General features: G+C 39.7%; 22 protein-coding genes and 2 pseudogenes. 10 read left to right on the top strand and 14 right to left on the bottom strand.

All coding sequences use genetic code 11. From position 1 onward, the window contains the following. Window positions 1-153: 153 nt before the first annotated feature. Both GXK58_RS18540 and GXK58_RS18535 read left to right on the top strand, forming a co-directional pair. Window positions 154-645, top strand: a complete 492-nt coding sequence (locus GXK58_RS18540; RefSeq protein ID WP_160724661.1) for a YajQ family cyclic di-GMP-binding protein — start codon at window positions 154-156, stop codon at window positions 643-645. A 150-nt stretch (window positions 646-795) separates the two neighbouring features. Then, window positions 796-1,668: an SDR family oxidoreductase gene (locus GXK58_RS18535; RefSeq protein ID WP_160724660.1), complete on the top strand. Its 873-nt coding sequence runs from the start codon at window positions 796-798 to the stop codon at window positions 1,666-1,668. Between the two features lie 34 nt (window positions 1,669-1,702). Here GXK58_RS18535 and GXK58_RS18530 read toward each other — a convergent pair whose 3' ends face one another. Together GXK58_RS18530 and asnB are read right to left on the bottom strand one after the other, a co-directional pair. Beyond that, complete coding sequence (locus tag GXK58_RS18530) at window positions 1,703-3,205, bottom strand: alpha-amylase family glycosyl hydrolase (protein ID WP_160724659.1); 1,503 nt, start codon at window positions 3,203-3,205, stop codon at window positions 1,703-1,705. Window positions 3,206-3,299: 94 nt separating this feature from the next. Then, window positions 3,300-5,147 (bottom strand): asparagine synthase (glutamine-hydrolyzing), encoded by a 1,848-nt coding sequence (asnB, locus tag GXK58_RS18525; protein WP_160724658.1) that lies wholly within the window; start codon window positions 5,145-5,147, stop codon window positions 3,300-3,302. A gap of 233 nt (window positions 5,148-5,380) precedes the next feature. Between asnB and GXK58_RS18520 the strand changes: the two genes are divergently transcribed. Continuing rightward, on the top strand, window positions 5,381-5,944 hold the full coding sequence (locus tag GXK58_RS18520; RefSeq protein WP_160724657.1) for a DUF2777 domain-containing protein: 564 nt from the start codon (window positions 5,381-5,383) through the stop codon (window positions 5,942-5,944). Between the two features lie 27 nt (window positions 5,945-5,971). On the opposite strand, the gene GXK58_RS18515 is transcribed toward GXK58_RS18520, so the two are convergent. Then, window positions 5,972-7,000, bottom strand: a complete 1,029-nt coding sequence (locus GXK58_RS18515; RefSeq protein WP_160724656.1) for a ThiF family adenylyltransferase — start codon at window positions 6,998-7,000, stop codon at window positions 5,972-5,974. A 208-nt stretch (window positions 7,001-7,208) separates the two neighbouring features. Here GXK58_RS18515 and GXK58_RS18510 point away from each other — a divergent pair, with 208 nt between their 5' ends. Then, the gene (locus GXK58_RS18510) at window positions 7,209-9,038 is read left to right on the top strand and encodes an aldehyde ferredoxin oxidoreductase family protein (RefSeq protein ID WP_160724655.1); all 1,830 of its coding nucleotides are present in this window, start codon (window positions 7,209-7,211) and stop codon (window positions 9,036-9,038) included. Window positions 9,039-9,082: 44 nt separating this feature from the next. On the opposite strand, the gene GXK58_RS18505 is transcribed toward GXK58_RS18510, so the two are convergent. The 4 genes from GXK58_RS18505 to GXK58_RS18490 all read right to left on the bottom strand — a co-directional run bounded on the left by GXK58_RS18505 (window position 9,083) and on the right by GXK58_RS18490 (window position 11,473). After that, complete coding sequence (locus tag GXK58_RS18505) at window positions 9,083-9,355, bottom strand: hypothetical protein (protein ID WP_160724654.1); 273 nt, start codon at window positions 9,353-9,355, stop codon at window positions 9,083-9,085. Then, on the bottom strand, window positions 9,356-9,628 hold the full coding sequence (locus tag GXK58_RS18500) for a ubiquitin-like small modifier protein 1 (RefSeq protein ID WP_160724653.1): 273 nt from the start codon (window positions 9,626-9,628) through the stop codon (window positions 9,356-9,358). Between the two features lie 467 nt (window positions 9,629-10,095). After that, a complete protein-coding gene (locus GXK58_RS18495) occupies window positions 10,096-10,455 on the bottom strand; it encodes a YisL family protein (RefSeq protein WP_160724652.1) in 360 nt (119 codons plus the stop codon). 109 nt (window positions 10,456-10,564) lie between these two features. Further along, window positions 10,565-11,473 carry a fumarylacetoacetate hydrolase family protein gene (locus GXK58_RS18490; protein WP_160724651.1) on the bottom strand — a complete coding sequence of 303 codons (909 nt, stop codon included), beginning with the start codon at window positions 11,471-11,473 and terminating at the stop codon, window positions 10,565-10,567. 173 nt (window positions 11,474-11,646) lie between these two features. Between GXK58_RS18490 and GXK58_RS18485 the strand changes: the two genes are divergently transcribed. The 6 genes from GXK58_RS18485 (at window position 11,647) to GXK58_RS18460 (ending at window position 13,699) form a co-directional block, all read left to right on the top strand. Next, window positions 11,647-11,868 carry a spore germination protein gene (locus GXK58_RS18485; RefSeq protein ID WP_160724650.1) on the top strand — a complete coding sequence of 74 codons (222 nt, stop codon included), beginning with the start codon at window positions 11,647-11,649 and terminating at the stop codon, window positions 11,866-11,868. A gap of 19 nt (window positions 11,869-11,887) precedes the next feature. Next, window positions 11,888-12,136 (top strand): spore germination protein GerPB, encoded by a 249-nt coding sequence (locus tag GXK58_RS18480; protein WP_160724649.1) that lies wholly within the window; start codon window positions 11,888-11,890, stop codon window positions 12,134-12,136. 106 nt (window positions 12,137-12,242) lie between these two features. After that, window positions 12,243-12,860 (top strand): spore germination protein GerPC, encoded by a 618-nt coding sequence (gene gerPC, locus GXK58_RS18475; protein WP_160724648.1) that lies wholly within the window; start codon window positions 12,243-12,245, stop codon window positions 12,858-12,860. Then, a complete protein-coding gene (locus tag GXK58_RS18470; RefSeq protein ID WP_160724647.1) occupies window positions 12,857-13,063 on the top strand; it encodes a spore gernimation protein GerPD in 207 nt (68 codons plus the stop codon). Before gerPC ends, GXK58_RS18470 begins: the two co-directional genes overlap by 4 nt. Continuing rightward, a complete protein-coding gene (locus tag GXK58_RS18465) occupies window positions 13,044-13,433 on the top strand; it encodes a spore germination protein GerPE (protein ID WP_160724646.1) in 390 nt (129 codons plus the stop codon). Before GXK58_RS18470 ends, GXK58_RS18465 begins: the two co-directional genes overlap by 20 nt. Window positions 13,434-13,480: 47 nt before the next feature. Beyond that, window positions 13,481-13,699, top strand: a complete 219-nt coding sequence (locus GXK58_RS18460) for a spore germination protein (RefSeq protein ID WP_160724645.1) — start codon at window positions 13,481-13,483, stop codon at window positions 13,697-13,699. A 64-nt stretch (window positions 13,700-13,763) separates the two neighbouring features. Here the strand turns inward: GXK58_RS18460 and addA are convergent. The 7 genes and pseudogenes from addA to GXK58_RS18425 all read right to left on the bottom strand — a co-directional run. Next, window positions 13,764-16,211: pseudogene (gene addA, locus GXK58_RS18455) on the bottom strand (helicase-exonuclease AddAB subunit AddA); the annotation flags it as partial. A gap of 88 nt (window positions 16,212-16,299) precedes the next feature. Next, window positions 16,300-18,108, bottom strand: coding sequence for a reverse transcriptase/maturase family protein (locus tag GXK58_RS18450; protein ID WP_160724644.1), 1,809 nt, complete (start codon window positions 18,106-18,108; stop codon window positions 16,300-16,302). A 631-nt stretch (window positions 18,109-18,739) separates the two neighbouring features. Then, a pseudogene (locus GXK58_RS18445) lies at window positions 18,740-20,083 on the bottom strand (UvrD-helicase domain-containing protein); the annotation flags it as partial. After that, entirely contained in the window at window positions 20,076-23,570 is a 3,495-nt protein-coding gene (gene addB, locus GXK58_RS18440) for a helicase-exonuclease AddAB subunit AddB (protein WP_160724643.1), read from the bottom strand. The pseudogene GXK58_RS18445 and the gene addB, both read right to left, overlap by 8 nt. A gap of 345 nt (window positions 23,571-23,915) precedes the next feature. Then, entirely contained in the window at window positions 23,916-24,470 is a 555-nt protein-coding gene (gene lepB, locus GXK58_RS18435) for a signal peptidase I (protein ID WP_160724642.1), read from the bottom strand. Next, window positions 24,460-25,125, bottom strand: coding sequence for a TVP38/TMEM64 family protein (locus GXK58_RS18430; protein WP_160724641.1), 666 nt, complete (start codon window positions 25,123-25,125; stop codon window positions 24,460-24,462). The genes lepB and GXK58_RS18430 overlap by 11 nt, the downstream gene beginning before the upstream one ends. A 28-nt stretch (window positions 25,126-25,153) precedes the next feature. Further along, window positions 25,154-26,095, bottom strand: coding sequence for an LCP family protein (locus GXK58_RS18425; RefSeq protein ID WP_160724640.1), 942 nt, complete (start codon window positions 26,093-26,095; stop codon window positions 25,154-25,156). Window positions 26,096-26,162 lie beyond the last annotated feature (67 nt).

Here is a 26,162-nt window from a genome sequence, read left to right as displayed (position 1 = left end):
CTATATTAAGGCGTTTCCGCTTTTCTTATTGTCCGGCTAAAGCCCTGTTCAAGACGCTTCCTCTTTTCTTGCTTGTTTGAACTGATTTATTTTACTATAATGTACCCGTAAAGGGAAACTTTAGCAGACGATTAATTATATGGAGGTATGGCCATGTCTAAAGACAGCTCATTTGATATTGTATCCAAAGTGGACTTTTCTGAAGTCACAAATGCAATTACTCAAACCATGAAAGAAATCAGCACGCGTTATGATTTTAAAGGCAGTAAAAGTGAAGTATCACTCGATAAAGAAGAACTTGTTCTCGTTTCAGATGACGAATATAAAATGGATCAATTAAAGGATGTCTTATTTAGTAAATTAATCAAGCGGGGCGTGCCAGTAAAAAACCTGGACTACGGTAAAATTGAAAAAGCCTCGGGTGGGACCGTCCGCCAACGCGCTAAACTTGCCCAAGGCATTGATAAGGAAAACGCTAAAAAGATTAATACCATCATTAAAAATAGCGGCGTAAAAGTAAAGAGCCAGGTACAGGATGACCAAGTACGTGTCAGCGGTAAAAGCAGAGATGATTTGCAAAAAATAATTTCTTTAGTACGTGATGCGGATCTTAGTGTTGATGTCCAATTTATAAATTATCGATAAAATCCACCTGCACTGCAGCGTTTGACAGCTCCCTGCGGCGGGTAATAAAAAAGGCGATAGGAAAATGATCCTTCGCCTTTTTTATTTTGGTCATGAATTTGGCTCTTTTTTCTCACACTAACAGTGAACGAACATTGGGAGGTTAAGAATATGAGTAATAATCAAAACCAACAAAAAAACACATTCCCGCCACAGCATCAGAATCACCAGCCTGGAGTAGAAAGTGAAATGAATCCTCGTCCGGTTTCAGTAGATCCCAATTATAAGCCAGGTGGAAAATTAGCAGGTAAGACCGCTATTATTACCGGAGGAGACAGCGGCATTGGTAAATCCGTTGCGATTTATTTTGCAAAAGAAGGCGCTGATGTCGCCATTGTTTATCTTGAAGAACATCAAGATGCCCAGGAAACAAAGCAGCTGGTAGAGGCAGAAGGGCGTAAATGCCTGCTATTTTCAGGTGATATTGGTTCAGAGGATATATGTAAGGATATTGTGAACCAAACAATTAACGAGTTTCAAAAAGTTGATATTCTTGTTAACAATGCGGCCGAGCAGCATCCACAGAAAAGCCTGTTAGATATTACGTCCCAACAGTTGGAAAAGACATTTAGAACGAATATATTTTCCTTTTTTCATATGACAAAAATGGTTCTCCCTCATTTAAAGAAGGGAGCATCCATCATTAATACTGCTTCCATAACAGCCTATCAAGGAAACGAACAATTATTAGATTATTCCGCGACTAAAGGAGCTATTGTCTCCTTTACACGATCATTAGCGATGTCACTGGCAAAACAAGGAATACGAGTGAACGGTGTCGCACCAGGTCCGATTTGGACTCCGCTCATCCCGTCTACCTTTCCTGAAAACCAAGTAGCTGCCTTTGGAGGCAATACACCATTAGGCAGGGCTGGACAGCCGCATGAACTTGCACCAAGCTATGTTTACCTAGCCTCCGATGACTCTTCATATGTAAGTGGTCAGATGATACATGTGAATGGCGGTACCATTGTAAATGGATAAAAATATAGGCGGAACCCCGTTCCGCCTATTTAGTCTATTCCTCTTTCACTTTTTTCCCGCGTTTAAAAATTAGAAATACAAAGATTATAGCAAGAATAACTACACCTGCCATAGCCGCAATAAAGGAAACATTTATCCCGCTTTTTTCTGTGAGTACATATATTTCAGAAGTATCACGGTCTGCAATTAAGATGTATTCATCTTTATGATCTCGCACTAAATCACCTTCAAGCAGACCGCGTAATTCCTTATTTGGAGCTAATTGCTTGTCCGTTAAAATCACTTTCTGAGATTTTGTTGAATTATTGATGGCAATAATCGAGGTTTCCTCTTTATAGACACGCTTATATACAACCATTCCACCTTTGTCATAAAGCATTTCCATTGTTCCTCTGGTTAAAGAAGGCAGCGTATTCCTCAGTTCAGCAATCTTGGTGGTATAGTCTATCAGGTCCTTTTCGGCTCGAAAATTCATTTGTCTGCGGTTATCAGGAATGTCCCCACCTATTAAAGCAATGTCCGTCCCATAATAATAAACAGGAATACCTGGGGTTGTATATAGGTACGTCAAAGCGGTTTTCCATCTAGATCCCGGAAATTGCCGTTTATTGACGATGTCGGTAGTGAATCTTACGGTATATTCATTATCGAGAAAATTAGCCATTAATTCTGGTTTTCCTAAAGCAGCAGTGTCAGAGCTATTGGAAAAGGACTGATTTGTAGTAGCAAACGCCTTTCTTAGGTTCTTACTTTGAGAATAATCAAACAAGCTATCAATGCCTGCATTTTGATACTTCGATGCATCTATTGAGGCATTTTCAGCCGGAATCCCCATTAAGAAAAAGTCCTTCTTCTCTTTCTTTACGGCTTTTGAAAAGTCAGACCAGAAGCTTAATGGAACTTGATCAACTGCCGGAAGACTATATCCATCGATATTGGTTTGATTAATCCACCAGTCTGCCGCATCAATTAAATATTTTTTCACTTCAGGGTTGTCCTGATTCAAATCTGGTAAGCCATCCACCCAGCGATTAGTTACATCAGCTGCCGTTTGCTTTGAATGGTACCAGTTTTTTTTGTTAGAATCATTTATCCATGGATGGTCGGCAGCGGTATTATTAGCTACAAAGTCAACAATAACCCTTAACTTCCGTTTATGGGCCTCTTTTACAAGCTTTTGAAAGGTCTCGATTGTTCCAAAATGCTCATCTGTTTTATAAAAGTCTTTTACCCAGTAACCGTGATAGCCATTCTTTGTATTATCAAAGATAGGAGTTAATCGAATGGCTGTGAAGCCCATATCTTTTATGTAATCTAATTTGTTAATAATCCCTTGAAAATCACCGCCATTATACTTAAGCGGATCTCTTGAGTTTACATCCAAATCATTTTTTATATCCCCATCATTGAAGCGGTCCACCATAATGGAGTATATGGATTCATCCTGCCACAAACGATTTTCCTTTTTCACCGCTGCATGGGCAGGTAAAGATGAACAGAGTAAAAAGGTTAGTAGTAAGAGCGTGATTTTTTTCATCGTTTTATCCTCCTCTAAAAAGGGAAGAGGCAATTTCCCTCTTCCCTTTACTAATTTTAATCGAATAGCGCGTTTATTCCAACTTTTTATCTAATCAATTAACGATATTTATATTATACTCTTTAAACCAAGTGTGGAACTGAACAAGATAGGCCAATAATTGAGGCCCTGTCATAAGTTGGCCGAACCATGGTTCTTTGAAAGAGTCCCCGCCCGATTCCACAATATTTTGTAATTGTTCTTTTTGGAAGAACTCATGCAAGACCGAAGTTTTATCCTGTAAGATGATTTCCAAACGCTTTTGAATGGCTGCTGTATATGCAGGATTATGCGTTTTTGGATACGGACTTTTTTTCCGATAAAGAACTTCCTCTGGAAGGATTCCCTCAAAGGCTTTGCGGAGCAGGCCTTTTTCTCTTCCGCGATACATCTTCATATCCCACGGGATATTCCACAAATATTCAACCAAGCGATGGTCGGCAAATGGCACCCGGACCTCTAGACTGGCCCCCATACTCATCCTGTCCTTACGATCGAGTAAGGTGGTCATAAACCAGGTCATATTGATATAAAATAGTTCTCTTCGCTTTGCTTCTTCAGGGCTTTCCCCTTCAAGTTTTGGTGTTTCTTTAACAGCTTGTTGATATTGCTCCATAGAAAATTCACTTAATTTTAATTTTCCCTGCCAATATGGTTTCAACAGGTTCTCACGTTCATTCACCGAACGCATCCAAGGAAAACCAAGCCGTTCTAAATCTTGTTTGCGATGAAACCATGGATATCCACCGAAAATTTCATCCGCACATTCCCCAGATAAACTAACAACAAAATCTTTCTTTATCTCTTTACAAAACCAAAGTAACGAAGAGTCTACATCGGCCATTCCTGGAAAATCCCGCACCGTTGTCGCTTCGATTAAATCATGAACTAATTGTGCCTGTGAAATGGTCTTGTTATGATGCTTAGTCGCGAATCTATCTGTCATCATTTGAATGAATGTTCCATCAGCATCAGGCTGGAATTCATTCGATGTGAAATACTGATCATTTCCTTCGTAATCGATCGAATAAGTATGAAGCTGCCCCTTCCCTTGATCTTCAAATCCCTTTGCGGCGATTGCCGTAATGATACTGGAATCGAGACCACCTGATAAGAAGGTACATAGCGGCACATCGGAAACCAGCTGTCTTGTGACTGCATCCGTCACTAAATAACGGACTTTCTCAGCTGTTTCCTCCACATTTTCTTTATGTTGTTCACTCTTTACATTCCAATAGCGCCAAATCTTTAAGCCATTGCGTGAGAATGTTAAGGCATGGGCAGGCCGGAGTTCTTTCAATCCTTTAAAAACACCTGATCCCGGTGTCCTTGACGGTCCTACTCCAAGAATCTCTGAAAGCCCCTCACGAGTGATCTCGGTTTTCATATCCGGATGGGCTAAGATTGCTTTGATTTCCGAAGCAAAGATGATTCCCTTTTGATGTTCTGTGAAAAATAGAGGTTTAACCCCTAGACGGTCCCGGCCAATAAAGAGCTGTTCTCTTTTTGGATCCCAAATGGCAAAGGCGAAGATTCCGTTCAAATGATTTACGCACTCTTCCGCCCATTCTATATAGGCTGTTAACAGTACTTCTGTATCAGAATGACCCTTAAAAGAATATCCTTTAGTAAGAAGGATTTTGCGAAGATCTTCAGTGTTATATAATTCTCCATTGTAGCAAATGGTGTAATCATAACCCTCTTTGTGTTTGGTCATTGGCTGTCTTCCCCCTTCAGGGTCAACCACGATCAGCCTTTTATGCCCAAAACCTGCATGAGTGTCCTGCCAGATATTTGTTTCGTCTGGACCTCTTTTTGCCAATGTATTCGCCATTTTTACAAGGGTTTCTGATTCGTTCTTTATTGCTTTATCAAAATCAACCCATCCTGAGATTCCGCACATTCGCATCTCACTCCCTTACAAATAAATAACTGAACAGGTATTACATGCTCTATACTATTCAGCCCAGATTAAATGGTTAATTGTCCCAGACAGAATGGTACAAATACCATTTCCAAACAGGTATTCTTAGGAGTCTCATTTTTATACTTAAGTTTTTAGAAATAAACAGGTTATAAAAAGACAGCAAGATGTCTAAAAAGAAAAATGAAAGCAACTGTGTACGGAGGTTAGTGATGAATCGACAACAACGATTAAAACTATATGATTTTCAAGCTAGGGCATACAATGTAGGAACAGTGGAACAGATAAATGATCAATGGATTTTTTTCGACGAAGAGACAGAAGAAGCAACCATGTTAGATGATTTCACACACCAAGAAATTGAGGTCTTTCGCTTGAACCGTTGGAAGAAAGGGATCCTCGGGGAACCCGGGAAACTTTATTGCGGGAAAGAAGCAGTGATGCTGCGTGACCATGATACAATTAGAATGAGAAAACATTTAATTTATTCTCTCGAGAGACTTCTAGATGGAGTCAATGATGATGCCTTTTTTCAGTTTGTAACCACATTAAATTCCTTAAACTTTTCCATTTACGATTGCATCTATTGTTACAACCACTTATCCTTCTTATCCGATGAAAATCGCAAAGACGGGGTGAATTTTATGGTTTTTGACAATCAAGAGCAAATTTGTAATGTCCAGCATCATTTTTGCTATTTTGAGAAAGTCAATGATCGCTTTGAGTTCACATTAAACACTGGAAAACGACTAGTGATTGAAAAAATGATATCATGAAAGGCTGGATTCCCAGCCTTTTCTTTTTTAAGCGCCTATATACTTCGCATAAAGCTGCTTTGCTTTTACAATGTCATTTGTACCGTGGATAAGAACCCGGGCGTCTTTAAAAACCACTATGGTTACTTCTTCGACCGGAGAAAACCGGAGTAAAAACTCATTAGAAGATACTTTTCCACTTTTTAGCAGATTCTCGGCTGTCTTCCTAAGATCTAACTCTCTTTTATGTTTCGGGTTTATTTGAACGGTATCCCGTCCACATAGGGTTGTGTATGCAATCTGATGTCCGGAAGAACGGTCCAAATAATCAAATCGGCCCTGCCCGCAAGCTGGACAATCAGGATTTCTTCCTTGTGAAATATCCATTTGCAGGTTTGAATGATCCCAAATATCGATTTGTTCAAGATTAGGTGTAGTTTCTGCTCCTACTAATAGTTTAATGGTTTCCATCGCCTGATAAGAACCGATAATATCCGTTAATGGTGACAACACGCCCACCGTATCACAAGTCTCTCCATTGCCGCTTGGAGCATGCGGGAAAAGACAGCGGTAACAAGGAGTAACCCCCGGTTTGATAACGGCAAACATTCCCCGCGAACTTACTGCGGCTCCGTGCACCCATGGAACTTTATACTTTACTGCCACATCGTTAATTAAAAAACGGGTCATAAAATTATCAGTTCCGTCGACGATTACGTCCATTTCGGTTAATAGTTCTTCGGCATTATCCAAGTTTAAATCGGCAATAACTGCATCAACAGTAACAGTAGAATTGATCTCCCTCAGTCTATTTTGAGCGGCAATCACCTTTGGATGCTGTTTGCGGGCATCTTCCTCGGTAAAAAGAATCTGCCGCTGAAGGTTGGAACATTCCACCAGGTCCCGGTCGATCAGCCTTATGTATCCGACTCCAGAGCGGACGAGATGATTAGCGATAACTGTACCAAGGGCACCTATCCCAACAATGGCTGCCCGGCTGCCAAGCAGTTTCCTTTGCCCTTCTTCTCCAACCGCTTGAAAAAGAATTTGCCTAGAATACCGTTCTAAATCACTCATGAGCTACCTCTTTTCTTTTTCACATTAAGTACCTTTATCTTATCAAATAATTATTTGATTTAACTAAATTTTTTAATTTTAATAGAATTTGAAACCATGTATAATAGATATTGGATGATTAGCTAAATTTTGGAGAAATTATTTAACCGTTTTCATTCATAGGTTAAGTGATTCATATAAAAAGTGAAATTAGAAAAGAGGGGAATTTATGAGTATTGGCGGTTTCAAAAACAAGGAGGTTCTTGTTGATTTAACGAGTGGAACAGTGGATTACAGAACCCTCAATGAAGAGGATGCAAAAAAATACATAGGCGGCCGTGGTCTCGGTGTCAAATATGTATTAGATAACGGCCCGGAAGTCGAGCCATTATCTGCTGACAACCTCTTATGTTTTATGACAGGACCTGTTACAGGATCACGCTCATCCATGAGCGGCCGTCTTTGTGTCGTAACCAAATCTCCATTGACAGGCACAGTTACAGATTCTCACATCGGCGGTTGGACAGCTGCCCGGTTAAAATGGGCAGGCATTGATAATCTGATTTTTAAAGGGAAGAGCGACAGGCCTGTATATCTTTACATTGAAGACGGGAAGGCAGAACTCCGCGATGCTTCTAATCTATGGGGAACTAGCACTCGTGCGTTCATTCAAGTGATGAAAGATCAATATGGTGAACAAGACCTAAGTGTTATGACAATCGGTCAAGCTGGAGAAAATACCGTTCGGTTTGCCTCCTTTATTAATGAGCACGATCGTGCAGCCGGCCGTGGAGGTACAGCAGCAGTTGCTGGTTATAAAAAGTTAAAAGCAATTGTTATCAAGGCCGCTCAAAAGGGAAATATGCCAGTACCTAAATTAGATGCAGAATACAAAGAAGCAAATAAGAAAGCGGTTAAAGCGATTTTAGATGGCGGCTTAACAGCACCGAATAAAGGCGGCTTATCCGTTTATGGTACGAACGTGTTAACCAACTTAATTAATGAAGTTGGTGCCCTTCCTACGAAAAACTCCCAACTCACTCATTGGGATGAGGCAGAAAAACATAGTGGTGAATATGTAAACACACATCTTCGTGTGGCTAATAACACCTGTCATGCCTGCCCAGTAGGCTGTAAAATCGAAGTAGAGGTAAAAGATGGCAAGTATAAAACACGCGTGGAAAGTATTGAGTTTGAATCTGCCTGGTCACTGGGCTCCAACTGTCTTCTAAGTGATGCCGAGGCTATTTCTTATATGATTGATCGTTGTAATGAATATGGCCTCGATACCATCGAGCTTGGCCACTGCTTCTCTGTAACGATGGAAGCGTTCGAAAAAGGAATTATTACTGAGGAATTAATCTGGGGCGATGCGGATTCCATGATTGACTTAACAAGAAAGATCGCTCTTCGTGAAGGTTTTGGCGGCATTCTTGCCGAAGGTCCTGCCCGCGCTGCAGCTGCCTGGGGTACACCAGAGCTATCCATGTCTGTTAAAGGACAATCCATTCCTGCCTACGATCCTCGTGGAATCCAAGGCATTGGTCTTGGTTATGCGACAAGCAACCGTGGTGCCTGTCACTTACGCGGCTACACTGTAGCAAGTGAAATTGCCGGTATTCCTGAACCCACTGATCGCCTTAAACCAGAAGGTAAAGGAGAGCTGTTAAAAGTATTCCAAGACATGCTGGCCTTTTCTGATTCTATGAATATTTGTAAATTCTCTTCTTTCTCGGAAAATGCAGAGCACTATGCCGAGCAATACAGTGCGATGACTGGAATCCCAATGACTGCGGATGAGGTTATGAAAGCCGGAGAAAGAATTTATAATCTTGAGCGGTATTATAATAATCTTGCTGGTTTCAATAAACGTGAAGATGATTTCCTTCCAAAACGCTTTACGGAGGAACCTGCATCAGGAAACAGTGCAGGACATGTAAGCCGGATGGATATCATGCTTGAAGAGTACTATCAGGTCCGCGGCTGGAAAGATGGACTGGTGCCTGAGCAAAAGCTTCGGGAATTAGGCATCATTGATTCCGAAAGCCAGCTAGTTTAATAGGAACAAAAGCATCTGCACAAAGTTAGTGCAGATGCTTTTGTTTATCCGCCAATACGGGTTGTTTTATAACGATATTGAGTGATGACTTCGTTCAGCTTCTCTTCATCTTCTGTAATAAACCGCACTTTAACGGCATTGACTTTAAAGACAGCGGTAAAGGAAATTTCCTCTTCGGATAGGATCTGCCCGGTCCAGTCAGCTGCCTTATAGGTTAACGGAAAAGTTGTGGTGACTTGCTTCGCTCCGAGTTCTTCGAAATACATTCCAAGATGGCTGATATTTATTCCACGAAACTCTAATTCTCTGTTTACCATTTAACCACCGGCAACTGGCGGAAAGAGAGCAAACTGGTCTTCTTCCTTAACTTTTGTTTTAAGATCTTCCAGATGGATGATATTTCTGCCATTTACATACACATGAACAAACGGAAGCAAAGTTTTTTCTGATGTGAAAATTTCAGTCTGTAAATCAGGAAACATTTCTACCATTTTATCTAAAACATCGATTACTCGATCACCGTCCGGCTTTACCTCTACGGTTACTCCTCCGCAAATTTGCCGGAGATTCGCAAACACCTTTACTAGCATATGTATGATCACTCCCCCTATTATAAATATTATTACCAAAGATTGATGTTGTCACTAGATAAATGGAATGTTACTATTTTTTGAGATTTTGTCTATAATAGCACTATTGTAAGGTCATTTTTAAAGATATTTTCCTACTTCCTCTCTGCCGTTTTGTCCTCAAGGATACCTCTTGAAGACACTTTCCTGCTTCCTTTCTGTCATTTTGTCCTTAAGGATACCTCTTGAAGACACTTTCCTGCTTCCTTTCTGTCATTTTGTCCTCAAGGATACCTCTTGAAGACACTCTCCTGCTTCCTTTCTGTCATTTTGTCCTCAAGGATACCTCTTGAAGACACTCTCATACTTCCTAACTATAGTTTTGTCCCCAAGAGCTCTGCTCTAAGACAATACCGTTTATCAACAGTTATCACAAACTCGGAAAAAATAAAAAAGCTGCCGAAAAGTATCTCCGGCAGCTAAATTAATTACGGATGTAAAAATGACATTGGTAATTTTACAAATCCTAAATATAATACTAATAACCATGCAACAGCAAATTGAATCCAAAAAGTAGAAGTTCTTCGCTTATTAATCGTACGGCTAAGAATCATTTCAAATAAACCAATTACCCAAATTCCGACAACCGCTTTTAAGATATACCATACATCGATTTTGTAAACGGAAAAAAGAAGACCTACACCCGTAGCAATAATCAGCAGGTATAACACTCTTAAAATCATTTGAACAATTTTAGCACCCTTTGCTTTACCGCTTTTAACCAATGAAAGAGCCACAAAGAATAAAATCAGAGCTAAAACCCATGCCGTAATATGTCCATGAATCACAATATTTCCTCCTTATGTACCAAATACTCGAAACTATCATACCACAGGAGATGGGAGAATACGAAAAAAAGGAAGGCAAATATCGTAATTAACTTTGAAATATAGTCTTTTACTTTTCAACTAGATTTTCTAACGTACCAATCTTTTCAATTCTAATTTCCATTTCATCTCCAGGCTTTAAGAATTTAGGAGGTTTATAGCCTTTTCCAACACCAGCCGGGGTGCCTGTTGCAATAATATCCCCAGGTTCGAGTGTCATCCCTCTTGATAAAACAGAGATGATTTCTTCAATCGAAAAAATAAGGTTTTTTGTACTCGAACTTTGTCTCACTTCCCCATTAATCCTTGTTTCTATATCCAAAGCATTCGGATTAGGAATCACACTTTTATGAACAATCCATGGACCAAATGGGCAGGTAGTATCTAAACTTTTACCAATAAAAAACTGTTTATGCCGCGATTGTAAATCTCTAGCCGTCACATCATTGATAATGCTATAGCCAAAAACGTAATCAAGTGCTTCTTCCTGTTTGATGGCTCTTCCTTTTTTCCCAATAATAACGGCTAATTCACCTTCATAATCCAGCTGATCCGTAACGTCCCGGTGGCTTAAAACCGGTTCATCCGGCCCAATTACAGTTGTTGGTGCCTTTGTAAAAACCATTATATGTTCAGGGATATCATCAGCACTCCCCATTTCAATTGCATGTTCAGTGTAATTTTTACCAACACAGAAGATATTTTTCTGCGGTCTGGGAATCGGAGCTAATAAATTTACTTCCTCTAATGATATGTACAACTCTTCCGTTTGTCCTTGGCTTTCCGCCCAGATAAGCAAATCATTCACTTTACTAATAAATTCATCACCTAAAGAAATGCATTCCGTCAATGATTTTGGAAAAATCCTATTACCACTCCTGATTTCCTCTGCTCGATTTAATAAAAGCACTCTGGTCTCATCAGGGTTAACTAAACCAACTAACACTTCATCCATGTGTTTAACCGTTACGAATTTCATTTACAATCCTCCCCAAATTTTCTTCACTACTTATATAATAAATTATCTGCAGCAGTCCAACAATTATTTAGGCAAATGAATCACATTACAACAGCCCAAACATATGATACTAAAGATTCGACATATAAACCGTTTTAAACACATAAAGTCTTTAAAAAAGGATGTTGTTGTATATGCCAGCGATTGTTGGAGTTGCACAGGTTATCACGCTTGGGAGCAGTTCTGTTTTCCACATTGGGGACGTCTATAAAATCATGCCGTTTGCTACTGCTAAAACATTTTCCGGAGCTGGTTCCTTTAATACCGGTGAACAATTAAGTGTTCATAATCAATTAAGTTCAACCAATACAAGTGATCCAGATGTAATTGATCAAAATAATTTCCTTAATATGTAATGAATGGGGGCTTTTAATAATGAGCAATTATTATATCCAGCAAACCATTCATATTAATTTTATAAAAATTGGCGGGATTACGAATTCATCCGTTTTACAAATTGGCAGTGCAGGTATTATCAAACCTCAGGCCAATTTATATAATACTGGAGGCTTTACAAAACCCGCACCCGCTGGAATAAAGCCTGGAGGGCAGCAGCCAGTTATACCAGGGGGCCAAATTTTAGCACCTTCAGTGCCATTGCAAGCTGCGGTCCGAACTACTTGATTACAAACGAACCTTGTCTGCCTATCAACTTAGCAAATATAAGCAAATTGGATGGGATACATGCATATAGTTTAAAAAGAGGCAAAATGCGGACGGGGTGATTCTCATGTATCAGGACTTTTACCAGTATCTTCAATGGATGCAAATGTGTATTCAAGCTCAAGAGCAGCGAATTGCTGCCTTAGAACAAACAATCAATAAATTACAGCAGCAACTGAAACAGGTACAAGAAAAGCCAACGGTCCACGTTGATAGGATTGAATATAAATTTGATCAATTGAAGGTTGAGACCCTCGAAGGCACTTTAAATATCGGGTTGAATCCGAATGATTTATCTGATATTGAAGACTTTGCGGTACAGAACCAGACATTGAGCACCCCTTTATCCCCTAAGGAAGAAATACAGCGATCAACGGAAATTGAAAAGGCAATTTACGAATATTTAGAAACTGATTTACCACTAATCATTAATGATGCCCAAAATCAATTATCAATCCAGCCTAACGACTCCTATTTTTCCTTTATTAAGGAGGATATCATTAGACAGCTGCCTAATAGGATTGATTTCCACTTAAAGGCTAATGCCTCTAAAGTACGAACGGATGATAAAGATCAATCAATTAATGAATTGGTGATAAATTCAATTAAGCAGGAAATCCAAAATGGTGTATGGACTTTTTTGAATAATTTACCTGAAAATGTGAAAGGAAGGAAGCCCGAATGAACTTCGTCGTTCACAACCACATCCTTCATGTTGAAAATATAAAGGTTATAGGTGTTGCAAGTTCTTCATTGTTTTTAGTCGGAGATGCGGAAACCATCCAATTGGCATCTGCCTTTGATACCCCTGCGGAATCCCTGATTATCGGTCCATTTGTTCCGTTGGCACAGGATGTGACGCCAGGATATGCTAACCCGAACCTCTAGTGTCGACCATTTGTTTATTAATCAAGTGGCATTCTCTTCCGTTATTCAACTCGGGGATTCATGCTACCTGAATGGATTCTCACGGGCACTTGCCGTACAAAGGGAAACAGAATTTTTTTATGGAAACGAAGGAAACTTTCCTTCCTACGGTATATTTAGAAGGCCCCTGCCACTGCCCCCAATTGATGAATCATTTACCTTTTTTCGCTATAATCCAATCCCTGTCATAAAGACGAATCACATTCATATTACGGCTGTCTCGAACTCGTCGAGTGTGCATATCGGCAGCACGAAACATGTTTCGATGGAAACAAGAATCAAGCATATAAGGCAGCTTCTCCCGCGGGGGAATGAACAAGAAACAAGATAACGCATAAGGTATAATAGAGTAAGTAAAATTGAAAAGGATGTTTATATATGCCCGCAATCCTTGGTCCAGTCCAAATTGTCAATGTAGGCGGAGGAATTGTTCATTTTGGTGATACGGTTTATATTTCACCGAAAAGCAGTTCAAAAACCTATGCCGGTGCCGGCGGTTTTAACACTGGAGGAATCATTTTCACAGCTTCAGGCCTAAGCGGCACTAACGTGCTAGATACCAATTTAATTGATCAGCCTATTGTTGGTAATAATTAAAAAAATGACATAAACCATTATTGGTCTATGTCATTTTTATTGTATAAGGGCTGAACAAGGCGTCCTATTCCACTTTCAATACGTGGGCACCATCAAAGAAAAATAGATATCTTTCTGACACATTCCGTTTCCAAATTTGTTCAATTGCTTTTGTATATAAGTTGATTTGCAATTTATAACGATCCAAAAGAATTGCTTTGGCCTGCTCGAATCCGCCCTTATATCTGTCTGTGATCCCATCTGATTTATAGTCGATTAAAACGAGTCCATTCTCATCCTCGAGAATACAGTCGATAATCCCTTGGACAAAGACAGATTCCTCTTCTTCCTTCCAATCAGGATAGACCTCACTAGCAGGTAAGGAAACAGTAAAAGGTACCTCCCTATGGACAGCTTTTGCATTAAAAAATCTTTGTCCCAGTGATGACGCAAAAAATTGAGCAATCAATTTTGCATTAATGACTTCGCTTTGTTCGGCAGTTAACAATTCATTTTCAACCATCCATGTTAACTGTTCCATAATGGCTTGTTCATTCACCTCTTTAGACAAATCTACATGCTGCATGACCATATGCATAGCTGTTCCCCGCTCAGCAGGGCTTAATTGTTTTTCCTGCATAAATTTTGGCCGTTTCAGAATCGTCTTTTTAAAACGTGTAACCAGTTCTGTACTGCTATAATCATCGGTAAACTCCCTGACACGTTTAATTTCTGATACAGATTGCTTTGAACGGTGGCTAGAAGCTCCTATGAAAGGATACTCCCATGATAACCTGGCATGTATTTGGTCAGTTAGATTAGATTCAGATGGTACTTGCTCAAGAAGTTCAACCTTATTAAGCAAGTCATCCATTTCATTTTCTGTTGTAATCTCCATTCTTTTTATTTCTTCGGCATGCTGTAATGTTATTTTCCAAACGGAGGAATGGTTTGCAATATCCAAAGGGACATTCTCATTGCTCTCGCCTTCCTTCCATAGTTCACTGGAATGCTGATGACGTATCAAGGCAGGGCCAATCCAGTCCATGTAGCTCATCGCAGATGCACGCTCATAATCTTTTAATAGCCATTCTTGATTGGAAGCAGCGTCTCTCCATTTGTCCATTTGCTTTTCTGCATCTTTTAATGTTGCAGTGACATACAACCTTTCCTTTGCCCTTGTCATTGCTACATAGAGCACGCGCATTTCCTCAGCAAGCATCTCCATCTTTTTCTTTTGCTTAAAGGCAATTTGCGGTAACGAAGGATAGGAGATGCGCTTTGCAGCATTCACATATTTAGACGCAAATCCAAATTCTTTATCAAGCATATAGGGTTTACGAAGATCAGTCATATTGAAGTTACGAGCCATTCCCGCCATAAATACTACCGGGAATTCTAATCCCTTACTGCTATGAATGGTCATAATTCTGACAACATCCTCTTGCTCCCCAAGTGCTCTCGCTGCCCCAAGATCGTCCCCTCTTTCCATCATCCGCTCAATAAAACGCAAGAATCGAAACAATCCACGGAAAGAAGTTTTTTCGTATTGGCGTGCCCGGTCATATAAAGCCCGTAAATTTGCCTGCCGCTGCTTGCCGCCAGGAAGTCCGCCAACAAAGTCATAAAATTGCGTATCCCGATATAGCTGCCAGATTAATTCTGAGAGTGAACCAAGTCTTGCCAGTGAACGCCACTCGATTAATAAATCAAAAAAGGTTCTTACCTTATCATAAAAAGGGACATTGTTTTCAGCCGTTTTACTCAAACAAAAAGCAGTAACAGCCTCCCAGAACGATCCACGCTTTCTCTCTAAACGTATTTTAGATAGTTCTTCCTCATTTAAACCAACGATAGGTGAACGCAGAACAGAGGCAAGCGGAATATCCTGGTACGGATTATCGATCACCCGTAAAAGTGACAGCATGATCGATACTTCTGTTGCTTCAAAATAACCGCTTGAAAGGTTGGCATAAATAGGAATTCCCTGCTGTTTGAATTCCTCCATAAACTGCGGTGCCCAGGTCATTGACCGGAGGAGGATAACCACATCCCGGTACATTAACGGTCTTTCTGTCTTTGATTTGGTGTTATAAACAGGTGCACTATTTGAGATTAATTCTTTTATTTTTGCAGCAATTCCCCTTGCTTCGAGCTGAGATTGTTCAAGGTCCGCTGCATCTAAAAGAATCAATTCTGCTTCATTTTCTGTTTCGGACTCTTCAGACGGTTGACTCTCAGCATTTTGGTCAATCAGGATTAACTCTACCGGATAGTCCTTTTCAGTCGGATAGGGGGCGCCGTTTCGGAGTTCAGCGGCCTCATCATATTGAATCTCACCTACTTTGACTCCCATCATTTGTTTAAACAAATAATTAGTAGCATCAAGTACCTCTTTTCTGCTCCGAAAATTTTGAGCGAGGTCAATCCGCAGTCCCGAGGAGGAGCCATCCGGTGTGAACCGATTATACTTCGATAGAAAAAGCTGCGGCTCAGCTAATCGAAAACGGTAGATCGAATCGAGTAAGCGCCCAGCGCCTTGCTGTATTGCTACAGTAGGTCTCCAAACGCTCCTCCTAGAACCGTACGTACACCTCTCGATGTATACGGCTCCGCATTCATCAATCTAGCTTTCCATTATGGAGTTTAACATGACAGTCCAGACATAATGCTATCGTCTTTCTTTGTCTCGCTATCATGTGTTTTTCCCATAACTTTTTGCCCTTAAGGTCTTTAAGCTTTCTTATGTGATGCATTTCCAATTTATCCGTTTTTCCACACATTTCACATTTTTCAGCTTTTAACCTATCTACAAGGCTTGTACGAGTTACAAACTGTATTGTATTTGGCAATTCGTCGATTTTTGAGTCTTTTTTCTTAATCGTTCTATCTTTTACAAAGATATTGTCAATTAGATAAGCAAACTTTTCCCCTTTTTTTGTTCTATATTTTACTCTGAATTTTCCATCCATCGAATATTTTTTCCATATTTTCGAGGCAGACGTCCGGTATTTGCCCGCAAATGTTTTTAACATACTTTCTTTAATGATGTAATAAAATTTGTGAAGTACGCTTGCGTTATTGGCCAGTCGGAAATAATTATATAGTCCTCTAATTTCAGAATTATATTGCATTAGGATTTCCAAATCATCATTTTGCATTAATTGGGTTCTAGCTTTGCCTTTCCATTTACCATCTTTTATAACTTCGAGAACGTCTAGTTCTCTTAGTTTCCCTTCCCATTTTTCATATGGTACATAAAGCTTGATATGCATATTTTGCCTTGATTTTCTTCCATCGCCTCGGTCTACCACGAAATTTTCACTTCGTTCAGTAGTTATATCGTAGCCAAGAAATCTTGCTTTTTTCGCAGAATTTGTTATGATAGTTTTTTCTTGTGATAATTGAAGATTTAACTTTGTTTTTAGAAACACTGTTAAGTCTTCTTTTATTTTTTCCGCATCTTCTTTTGCTCCGATAACACCTACAATGAAGTCATCCGCATATCTTGTGTAGAGTAATCTTCTGAAGTTCTTATCCATTTCATCTTTTGACGGTATGCTTTTAAGTTTGGTATCCAATTCTTTATATTTTCTGAGGTATTCCAACCCTTGATTTGTTTCCAGCCCAACAATGTTTATCCGCTTTTTGTAATGCGTTCTTAATCCAGCCACGTTCATGTATTCTTTGCTATGAGTTCGTTTTAAACCTTTATCAAATTTCTCTTTATATTCCTTCATGTATTTATCCAATTCATGAAGATATATATTCGACAATATTGGACTTATTATGCCCCCCTGTGGCGTACCACTGTAGCTTTTATGCCATTTCCAATCCTTTATATATCCTGCTTTAAGAAATTTCCATATCAGATTAATAAATTTTTCATCTTCAATGTTCTTTCTTAACAGGTTTATTATTATATGATGGTCAATATTGTCAAAGAAACCTTCTATATCCCCTTCAACGAACCAACGAACTCCACTGAATCGTTTCTGAATTTGCATAATAGCTGTATGACAGCTTCTTTCAGGTCTGAAACCATGGGATGTATCTTCAAACTTTCCCTCATAAATATTTTCAAGAACCATCCTTAAGACTTCTTGGACTAATTTATCTTCAAAAGATGGAATACCTAAAGGTCTTTTCTTTCCATTCCTTTTCGGTATATATACTCTTCTTATTGGGTTAGGTTGATAAGTTTGGTCTTTTAGACGTTCGATTAAGTTGTTTAACTTTTCAAGACTCATTCCATCGACAGTATCGTTATTTATTCCTTCCGTCATATTTCCAGGCTTTGCATATATATTTTGATATGCTAAGTAGAAAAATTCTGGATTATATAAATTACGATATAGCCTTGTATACTTGTAAGTTTCTTCACTCGATTTTCCAGCTAGATTGGCTAATACTACTTTCGGATTTCTCATAGAGCCTCACGCTCCTTCCCAATTTTGTATTATACCAGATGAACTACTCCCCTTCGCCATGTACTAGGCTTTCCCTAGCTCGGACTACTACGGGAGATCTGTTACCATGCAGGATTTTCATGAGCCACATTTCTTGCTTTCGCTTGAAATCATCCTCAATAGCTATATTTTATAGCGTTCCTGTTTAGGTAATCCCCATTTAGTACAGATAAGAACATAGCTTGTGTAGTGTCGGATGTGACTTTCGTCCTTTAACTCTTATTGAGATTGGTCGGTCAAGACTCGCTTATTACATCTTGTCCACGAGAAGATGTAATCTTTTACGATTAAAGCCAAACAGTCAGACCTTAATCCATTGACCGCATGTCGTTTCAACTACTCTACAACATGGCTGACGTTAGAACCCCTTGGACTATCATTCAGGCAGTATAGCTTTCATCCTTGTCTACACTTTTCACCTCGATATTCGTCTTCGCCTAAGTAGCTTCGGCGGATTATACCTTTAATCACATGCTACTGTCCTCAAACCAGTTTTCCAGTCTAAGTTAGTGATCGGTGACAGAGTATTGCTTGCGAGTTTCCTCTGCGAACTTGCTAATGTTCGAATTCTTATCTGCCCTTATGGGCGCACCTGCTTGACGTCCCCAACCATAAACAGATTCCCGTTCTCTTCATCAGCCTGTGCTACGAGTTTTAAGATGGTTTCCTGGACCATATTTGTATCTTGGTATTCGTCGCAATAGACCTCCTTAAAATGCCGGCGGAAAGCTAGTGCCGCTTCAGAGGGAAGAAATTGCCCTTTTTCAGAAATACCCTCAGTTAAAATAGCAAGACAAAAATGCTCGAGATCGTTATAATCAACCAAGCCCTTTTCCCGTTTTGCCTTCGCAAACCGGATAGAGAACTCTTTTACTAGAAAAATCAATGTATCAATTAACGGATGCATTTCTTCCATATCCCGCAGGAAGCTTTCAGGCCGGCGAGAAAAGAGTTCATCCTTTATTCCTTGAATTTTTTTCTTGGCCTTGTCCCTCAATTTCTGTGCTTTTTCTGTTAATTCCTTATCATAATGATCACCTTTTACCTGTTTTGCTCTAGAAAAAGACCAGGTTTGCATGGCATTGTAAAGGGTGTTCCATGAATCCTCCCGAGCTGCCATCAACGTGTTAATAACCTGTATATCATCTAAAAAATTTTCCGCACGCGGGGCAGGACCATTTGGTATTTTTGTCAGCTCCAGACCTTGCTCAATCATTTCTTTGGCAGCTTCTAATTGAAGCTTAATATCAAAAAGGAGTGCTTCGATAAAGGGCAGCTCCTCTATTGATGAGATATTTTCCACTTCATACATAGAGAGCATTGTCTTTAAATAACGATTTGGAAGAGGATTGGACTGAGCAAAGTCGTAGATGGAGCGTACGATATCCATTAAAGCAGCATCACTTCGGTCACTCGTGAATGAATCTACTAGATTAAAAAAGGCTTCATTATCCTTTTTCCCATATTCCTCTTCAAATAATTCATCCATTACTTCATCCCTGATTAACTGGGCCTCAGTTTCATCAGCAATCCGGAAGCCCGGATCAATATCGATTAAATAATAATACTTTCGAATGACCTCCATGCAAAAAGAGTGGAGCGTGGAAATGGTCGCCTTATTTAATAAACTGAGCTGTTTCCGTAGATTTCTTGACTCAGGATCTTGATCGATTGCTTTTTCAAGTGCCTCACCAATTCGGTGGCGCATCTCTGCTGCCGACGCACTCGTAAACGTTACGACTAACAATTGATCGACATCGATCGGTTCTTCTTTCGAAAGGATTTTCTGGATAATTCTTTCGACAAGAACGGCTGTTTTCCCAGAACCTGCCGCTGCGGCAACTAGGATGTCCTTGTCCCTTGCTGCAATGGCCTTCCACTGATCGTCCGTCCAAGTAACCCCTTCTGGCTTTGGCGGAATCACCATACTATTCATTTTCTGAACCCTCCCCTTTGAGCAATTCCAATACTTCATCCTTTGAATGTGGTGTTAGAATCCGGTAATGATTGCTTTCAATTGATTCATCAAATTGACAAACTGATTTATAGGAGCAAAAAGTGCAAGGTGTTTTGTCTTTTAATTTAAATGGTGAAATATCTATTTGACCGTTAATAATGTCATTACCTGTTTTTTGATAGATTGTCCGAACATGATTTCTAAGCCGGTCAAATTCTTCCAAACTCGCAACTTTTGATTTTTTGGATAAGTTGCCGTCCTTCTTAATTCCAGCGGCAACAATTTGTGAGTCTCCTGACTCTAATGATTGGTCCATTAATTGAATAACCCGCTGATCGCTGAGCATGAGCCCATTCATTTTAAACTTTTTCATGATTTCATTTTCAATTTGATCAATCGTCAGCATTTTCTTGCTATGAATGAATGGATTATGAACATGAAAATAGAGAACACCAGCCGGGCTTGCTTTCATTTCTACCAATTCCTTCGAATGTGTCATGACAATATCAAGATATGTCAGCATTTGCAGGGCTAATCCATAGTATACTTCTGTTAAGTTCACGTCTTTTTCACTGGATTTGTAATCGATGACCCGTAAAAAGACACTATCATCCTCGGCTTTTGCTTTATCAATCCTGTCAATCCGCCCTGCCAATTCCATTCTCTTCCCATTTTTCAAAGAAAAGCTCAGCGGCGGCAGTTCCCCTTTTGGTCCAAAAGCTAATTCCAAACTGATTGGCGAGAAGCCGCTTATCTTCGCATGCTCGCTGAGTACAATGGATGCACGGGTAATAATCTGTTCTAACTTGCGCTGAATATAATGGTGCCTTTCGGAGCTTAATAATATTTCATTTTGCAGCTTTGGTGCCAAGCTGCTGACGGCATCTTTTGATAGCTGTTCGCATTGCTTGCGCGTTAAGTCAGCCCAGGACAAGTTCTGTTCATTCACCGTTTCGGAAATCTGTTTTAAGGCAGCATGAAATAGTTCTCCAATATCCGGAGCCTCTAAACGGAAAATCTGGCGTTCACGAAGCTTTAGGCCGTGCTGGGCAAAGTGTGAAAAAGCACATCCATTATAAAGTTCCATTCTTGAAACACTCGCTTGAATGACATCGCCATATAACGCATCCGCAACTTCTGGTGATAATTGGACCGTCTCATTGGTATAAAAAAGGCTGGAGAATACTTTTTGCGCTTTATTTTTCCAAGGGCTTGTCAGATAGTAATTATATACATCCCACCACAGATCTGCGATTGGATAATTTCTCTTTTTCAATTGCAGCATGGAATTTAAATAGGACAAAGTTGTTGTAAAATTAGATACAAACCCTAGTTGCTTTTCCTGATCTAATTCGGAAGGATCCGCAACATAAATCGTTTCCTCGAGACCCGGAAACATATCCTTAAGACGTTTAATATAGGACGAAGGAATTAACGCCTTTCCTTCATCATTGGCAAGCGGATAACTAACATACAAAAACTCTGCAGGTGCAGTAAAAGCTTTATAAGCAAGGAAGTTTTCATCCAGCAGGCGTGTACGGCTGCTTGCTGCTAGATTCATCCCAGCTGCTAATAAATTTTCCCGGTCCTCATCGGCGAGAATTCCCTCATCTGAAATTTTTACAGGTAATACCCCTTCGTTTACACCAACAACAAAAACAATTTTACTATCATTCAGCCGTGATTTTTCCAAATCACCAATTAAGACCTGATCAAGGGCAGGCGGGATAAGTGAAAAATGTAAGGAATCGAAACCTGCTTCTAAAATAGCTGCAAAGGATTTTAAGCTGACTTGCTCATCCCCTAGTATTTCCACGTATTGGTCTAAGAGATCAATCACAGCATTCCAAACTTGTTCGTGTTCACGCATCCTTACAAGGTTGCCAGATTCTTCGGCAGCCTGTTTCCAATGCTCTAGTTTTTCAGGGATATCTAATTCTTCTAAATATAAATAAATGGCTTCACACAGCTTACGTCCGGTATCAGCTTTTTTCAGGCGCCTGGATAGACGTAATACGGGCGCTGTGATGAGGAGTTTTAATTCATTTAGTTCATTTTCCATCTCTTTTTCCGCATCCGTTTGGGCACTCCCCGTTAATTCCAATCCTCTTATCCGCCGATAAACCCATCGATCCTTTTTCGTCCATTTACTGCCATTGATTCCATATGCCAAACAATAATTCTCAAGCCTGTCCATCTTTTCACGCATTTTTGCAGGATTTTCCCTGAGCGGGTACAGTAATTCTGTTTTAACTGCCCTAAAAATTGGTTCATACCGCCAGAACGAATTAATGATTTCAATGGTGGAACGAATTAATTCGATTAGAGGGTGATTAAGCATCGTCCTTTTTTGATCAATAAAATAAGGAACTTGATAATCGTCAAAAACCGGTTCGATAATTTCATGATAGTCCCCGCCATTTCTAATTAATAGTGCGATATCACGGTAACGGTACCCTTTAATTTGTACGGCCTGACGAATTTCTCGGGCGATTCCTTCAATTTCCGCCCTCCTATTCACAGCCTGGATCATTTGAATCTTAGTTTCCCCCACAAACGGCAAAGCAGGACGGGTATCAAATTGTTTCTCCAAATGAACTAAGGAAGGGGCTGTCCACTTTTTTTGCTCAGACAGCGTGACCAGCTGTTCTATCTCAATTCCATTTGACTTTGCGACATCATACAGGTTATAACAAGCATCTGATGAGGCACGAAACAAATCAAGTTCATCCGGAGCTGAATCAACAGCTGTACGGTCTGTTGTCATCGCAATTGAAACACGTTGACAATGTTTCATTAATTCTCCAATCACTTGATATTCTTGTGGCGTAAAACTGTAAAACCCATCAATATAAATCTCCGCATCTTTAAGATAGGCTGATACGGAAATTTTTTCTGCCAAAAGGCGGAAGTAGTCTTCTGAATCAATATATTTACCAAAGATTTCATCTTCAAATTTTGAATAAATTTTCTCTAAATCTGTTAATTTGTCATGTAAGGCTTTTGAAGAAGAGTTTTCTGAACGAATCTGAGCTGATTTTTCAATTAATTCTTCCGGGCGGATGCAATACCGCTTAAATTCTGTAATCATTTGTTCTAGCTGCTGAACAAATCCGTTTTTATCTGCTGTCCGCTGGAAAATAGATAAATGTTCTTTCTGCTCATCAATGATCTTCCGAATTAACATATTCATGCCGACACTGCTTAAATGATAACGGGTAATCCCGCCAGTTTCTTGCAGTATCCGCCAGGCCAAACGTGAGAAGCTGAATACCTGTGCCCGAATCATCCCCCCAATAAGTGAGTCTGTTGCCAAACGATATTCTGTTAAAAATGTCATTTGTTCTGGAACTATATAAATAATTGGGCGGCCTTCCGGACTTTTTAATAGATGCTCACGTATTTCATTAAGCAGCATAGCCGTTTTTCCACTTCCGGACCGCCCTGTAATCATTCTTAAGGACATAAGGAAACCTCCCCTTTTAAAAGAACTCTGCATCTTTTATTCTATCACAAAACAGCACAAATGTTTGTATTTTGACCGACTAGATTCTAACCAAAATTGGTAATGATTATTGCAGTACAAGAACAAAAGCGCAAGCGCCTTGAACAGCCCCGACAAGCATAAGACGAGCCGGCCGAAAGGTTTCTTTTTAACCTTTTGGACGGATTGGCTTATGACCTCGAGGGGCTAGGCGCTGGAGCTGGACGTCGACAGTCTTTTGTTTAACAGTAATCCACAAGCGAAAATTTTATAATTCCCAAACAAAGAAAAAAACACGATGAACCATCGTGTCCTCTCAAATCAATTTTAAAAGTGTACATTTATTTCGTTCAAGGGCCAATATCGTAAGTCAACTTTACCGACTACCTGACTAGCATTAATAAAGCCAAACTGACGGCTGTCCCAGCTTCCTAACCGATTATCCCCGAGAACGAATAATTTTCCTTCAGGAACAATTTCTTCACCGGTTATTTCTTTTAAATTGAAATCCCCTGTCAACTTTAATCCTGGGGATTTCTTTTTATACACATCTAAGAATGGCTCTTTATATTTGCGGCCATTAATATATAGAGTATCATCAATATACTCAATTTTATCACCTGGGAGGCCAATAATACGCTTTACAAAGTCTTCTTTAGCATTAGCATGAAAAACAATCACATCAAATCGATTTAACTCTCCTACCTGATACCCTAACTTGTTAACCACTAGTTTGTTTCCATCCTGAAGAGTCGGCATCATGGATTCGCCCTCTACAATATAGTTTGAAAAGAAAAAGGTACGAATAAAAGCAAAAATAATAATTCCGATCGCAAAAGCCTTAACCCATTCTAAACCTTCTTTTTTCCATTCAATGTTCATTGACACTCCTCCGTTTCTCCTTATCTTTCTCTCTATCTATTTCTTCATTATGGTCAATTTCCATCCGCTTATTCATTCTAACTTCGATTCTTTTCCCGATTAACCAAAGGATAAAAATAACAAGCAAGACAATGACCGTACGAAGGGGCTTAGTTATCAATGAATGAAGATCATAGCCAATAAAGCTGATTGTAAAAATCATGACCATTTTCCCAATACAGACGGCTAGTATGTACTGTGCAAAACTAATTCGTGAAAGACCAGCAACAATATTCACAACGGCTGATGGGGTAAAGGGAAAACATAATAGTAAAAAAAGAGGGCCAAACCCATGACGTTCCACCCAATCCATAAGTTTGCGGACTTTAGGGTGTTTAGGCAAAAAAGATAATAATCGTTTTTGCCCATATTTTCGGATTAGAAAGAAAACGAGTACCGCTCCAGAACAAGCCCCCAGCCAAGAATACAAAAAACCAAACCAAAGACCAAAAGCACTGGCATTTGCCATGACGAATACAACTAAGGGGAGAAACGGCAAAAATGCTTCCACAACGATTAACAGTATTCCTGGTATCGGTCCAAGCGCCCGATACTCTTGCAGGAGGCTCATTATATGTTCTAACGTCAGCCAAGCTTTTAGTGTTTCAAAGTCCATCCCGGGTTTCTCCTTTATTCCATTTATCTTATTGCGTTATAAATTGATGGAGTGCTTCTTTATTTTTCTCCACATCAATTTCAAGTACCGCTCCTTCCCCACTTATCCGCGGCTCTGTAAAGCTATTATCAATGGGAATCCGGAGAGTATCAATATTTTGATCACCTGAAAGGAAATCTTTAGCCATAGATAATCCATCCGTGGTTGCCATATTGGTATTTACATACGGTGTAACGACCCCAACTAATTTTGGGAGTTTCGCAATAGTGCTGAGACCACTTAATTGTTCTCTTATAGCCTTAATGGCTTTCTGCTGTCTTTCTACACGGCCAAAGTCACCGACAGCATCATGGCGAAAGCGGACATAGCTCAGCATTTGATCGCCATTCAGTCTTTGCAGCCCTGGCTGTAATGGTGTTTCAACATATTCAGACATCTCTTTTTCCACATTCATCTCTACACCATTTGGAAAAACCTCATCAATCAGCTTGACAAATCCCTGAAAATTAACAATAGCGTAATACTGTAAATCAATATCGAAATTCTGTTTAATGGTTTGTCTCATTAACTCAGGACCTCCGCGTGCGAAAGCTGAATTAATTTTATGTTTGTTATGACCGGGGATGGCAACATAGCTGTCCCGCATTATCGATGTTAGTTTGAAGGTGTCTTTGTCTTCATTATAATGCAAAATCATAATCGTATCAGCGCGGGACGTTTCACTTCCCCTTGCATCACTTCCAAGCAGCAGGACATTTGTGTCCCCATACTGATCCTTTTGCCCTTCGAAGTCATACACAACGTTTGTATCTTCGGTATTGCCATTATTGATATCTTTTAAAGATTGATTAACGCCTTGTTTGTATTGATAATATGCATACCCTGTTATTCCACCAATTAACAGCAGGAACACCAATAAAATAGCTGGCCATTTTTTCCTGCTTCTTTTCTCATGTCTATCTGCTCTCATTTGTTTATCACCCATTCATCCACAATTTCAACCACTTTATCTGATCGTGTTTACTTTTATTGTGTCC

The sequence above is a fragment of the Bacillus sp. USDA818B3_A genome, assembly GCF_009928415.1.
In the GTDB taxonomy this organism is placed as follows: Bacteria; Bacillota; Bacilli; order Bacillales; family Cytobacillaceae; genus Neobacillus.
This window is presented reverse-complemented; position numbering and strand designations above follow the sequence as displayed.

Coding starts and splice junctions, on each gene's coding strand:
- GXK58_RS18540 (WP_160724661.1), top strand. CDS start 154: ATGTCTAAAGACAGCTCATTTGATATTGTATCCAAAGTGGACTTTTCT.
- GXK58_RS18535 (WP_160724660.1), top strand. CDS start 796: ATGAGTAATAATCAAAACCAACAAAAAAACACATTCCCGCCACAGCAT.
- GXK58_RS18530 (WP_160724659.1), bottom strand. CDS start 3,205: ATGAAAAAAATCACGCTCTTACTACTAACCTTTTTACTCTGTTCATCT.
- asnB (WP_160724658.1), bottom strand. CDS start 5,147: ATGTGCGGAATCTCAGGATGGGTTGATTTTGATAAAGCAATAAAGAAC.
- GXK58_RS18520 (WP_160724657.1), top strand. CDS start 5,381: ATGAATCGACAACAACGATTAAAACTATATGATTTTCAAGCTAGGGCA.
- GXK58_RS18515 (WP_160724656.1), bottom strand. CDS start 7,000: ATGAGTGATTTAGAACGGTATTCTAGGCAAATTCTTTTTCAAGCGGTT.
- GXK58_RS18510 (WP_160724655.1), top strand. CDS start 7,209: ATGAGTATTGGCGGTTTCAAAAACAAGGAGGTTCTTGTTGATTTAACG.
- GXK58_RS18505 (WP_160724654.1), bottom strand. CDS start 9,355: ATGGTAAACAGAGAATTAGAGTTTCGTGGAATAAATATCAGCCATCTT.
- GXK58_RS18500 (WP_160724653.1), bottom strand. CDS start 9,628: ATGCTAGTAAAGGTGTTTGCGAATCTCCGGCAAATTTGCGGAGGAGTA.
- GXK58_RS18490 (WP_160724651.1), bottom strand. CDS start 11,473: ATGAAATTCGTAACGGTTAAACACATGGATGAAGTGTTAGTTGGTTTA.
- GXK58_RS18485 (WP_160724650.1), top strand. CDS start 11,647: ATGCCAGCGATTGTTGGAGTTGCACAGGTTATCACGCTTGGGAGCAGT.
- GXK58_RS18480 (WP_160724649.1), top strand. CDS start 11,888: ATGAGCAATTATTATATCCAGCAAACCATTCATATTAATTTTATAAAA.
- gerPC (WP_160724648.1), top strand. CDS start 12,243: ATGTATCAGGACTTTTACCAGTATCTTCAATGGATGCAAATGTGTATT.
- GXK58_RS18470 (WP_160724647.1), top strand. CDS start 12,857: ATGAACTTCGTCGTTCACAACCACATCCTTCATGTTGAAAATATAAAG.
- GXK58_RS18465 (WP_160724646.1), top strand. CDS start 13,044: ATGCTAACCCGAACCTCTAGTGTCGACCATTTGTTTATTAATCAAGTG.
- GXK58_RS18460 (WP_160724645.1), top strand. CDS start 13,481: ATGCCCGCAATCCTTGGTCCAGTCCAAATTGTCAATGTAGGCGGAGGA.
- GXK58_RS18450 (WP_160724644.1), bottom strand. CDS start 18,108: ATGAGAAATCCGAAAGTAGTATTAGCCAATCTAGCTGGAAAATCGAGT.
- addB (WP_160724643.1), bottom strand. CDS start 23,570: ATGTCCTTAAGAATGATTACAGGGCGGTCCGGAAGTGGAAAAACGGCT.
- lepB (WP_160724642.1), bottom strand. CDS start 24,470: ATGAACATTGAATGGAAAAAAGAAGGTTTAGAATGGGTTAAGGCTTTT.
- GXK58_RS18430 (WP_160724641.1), bottom strand. CDS start 25,125: ATGGACTTTGAAACACTAAAAGCTTGGCTGACGTTAGAACATATAATG.
- GXK58_RS18425 (WP_160724640.1), bottom strand. CDS start 26,095: ATGAGAGCAGATAGACATGAGAAAAGAAGCAGGAAAAAATGGCCAGCT.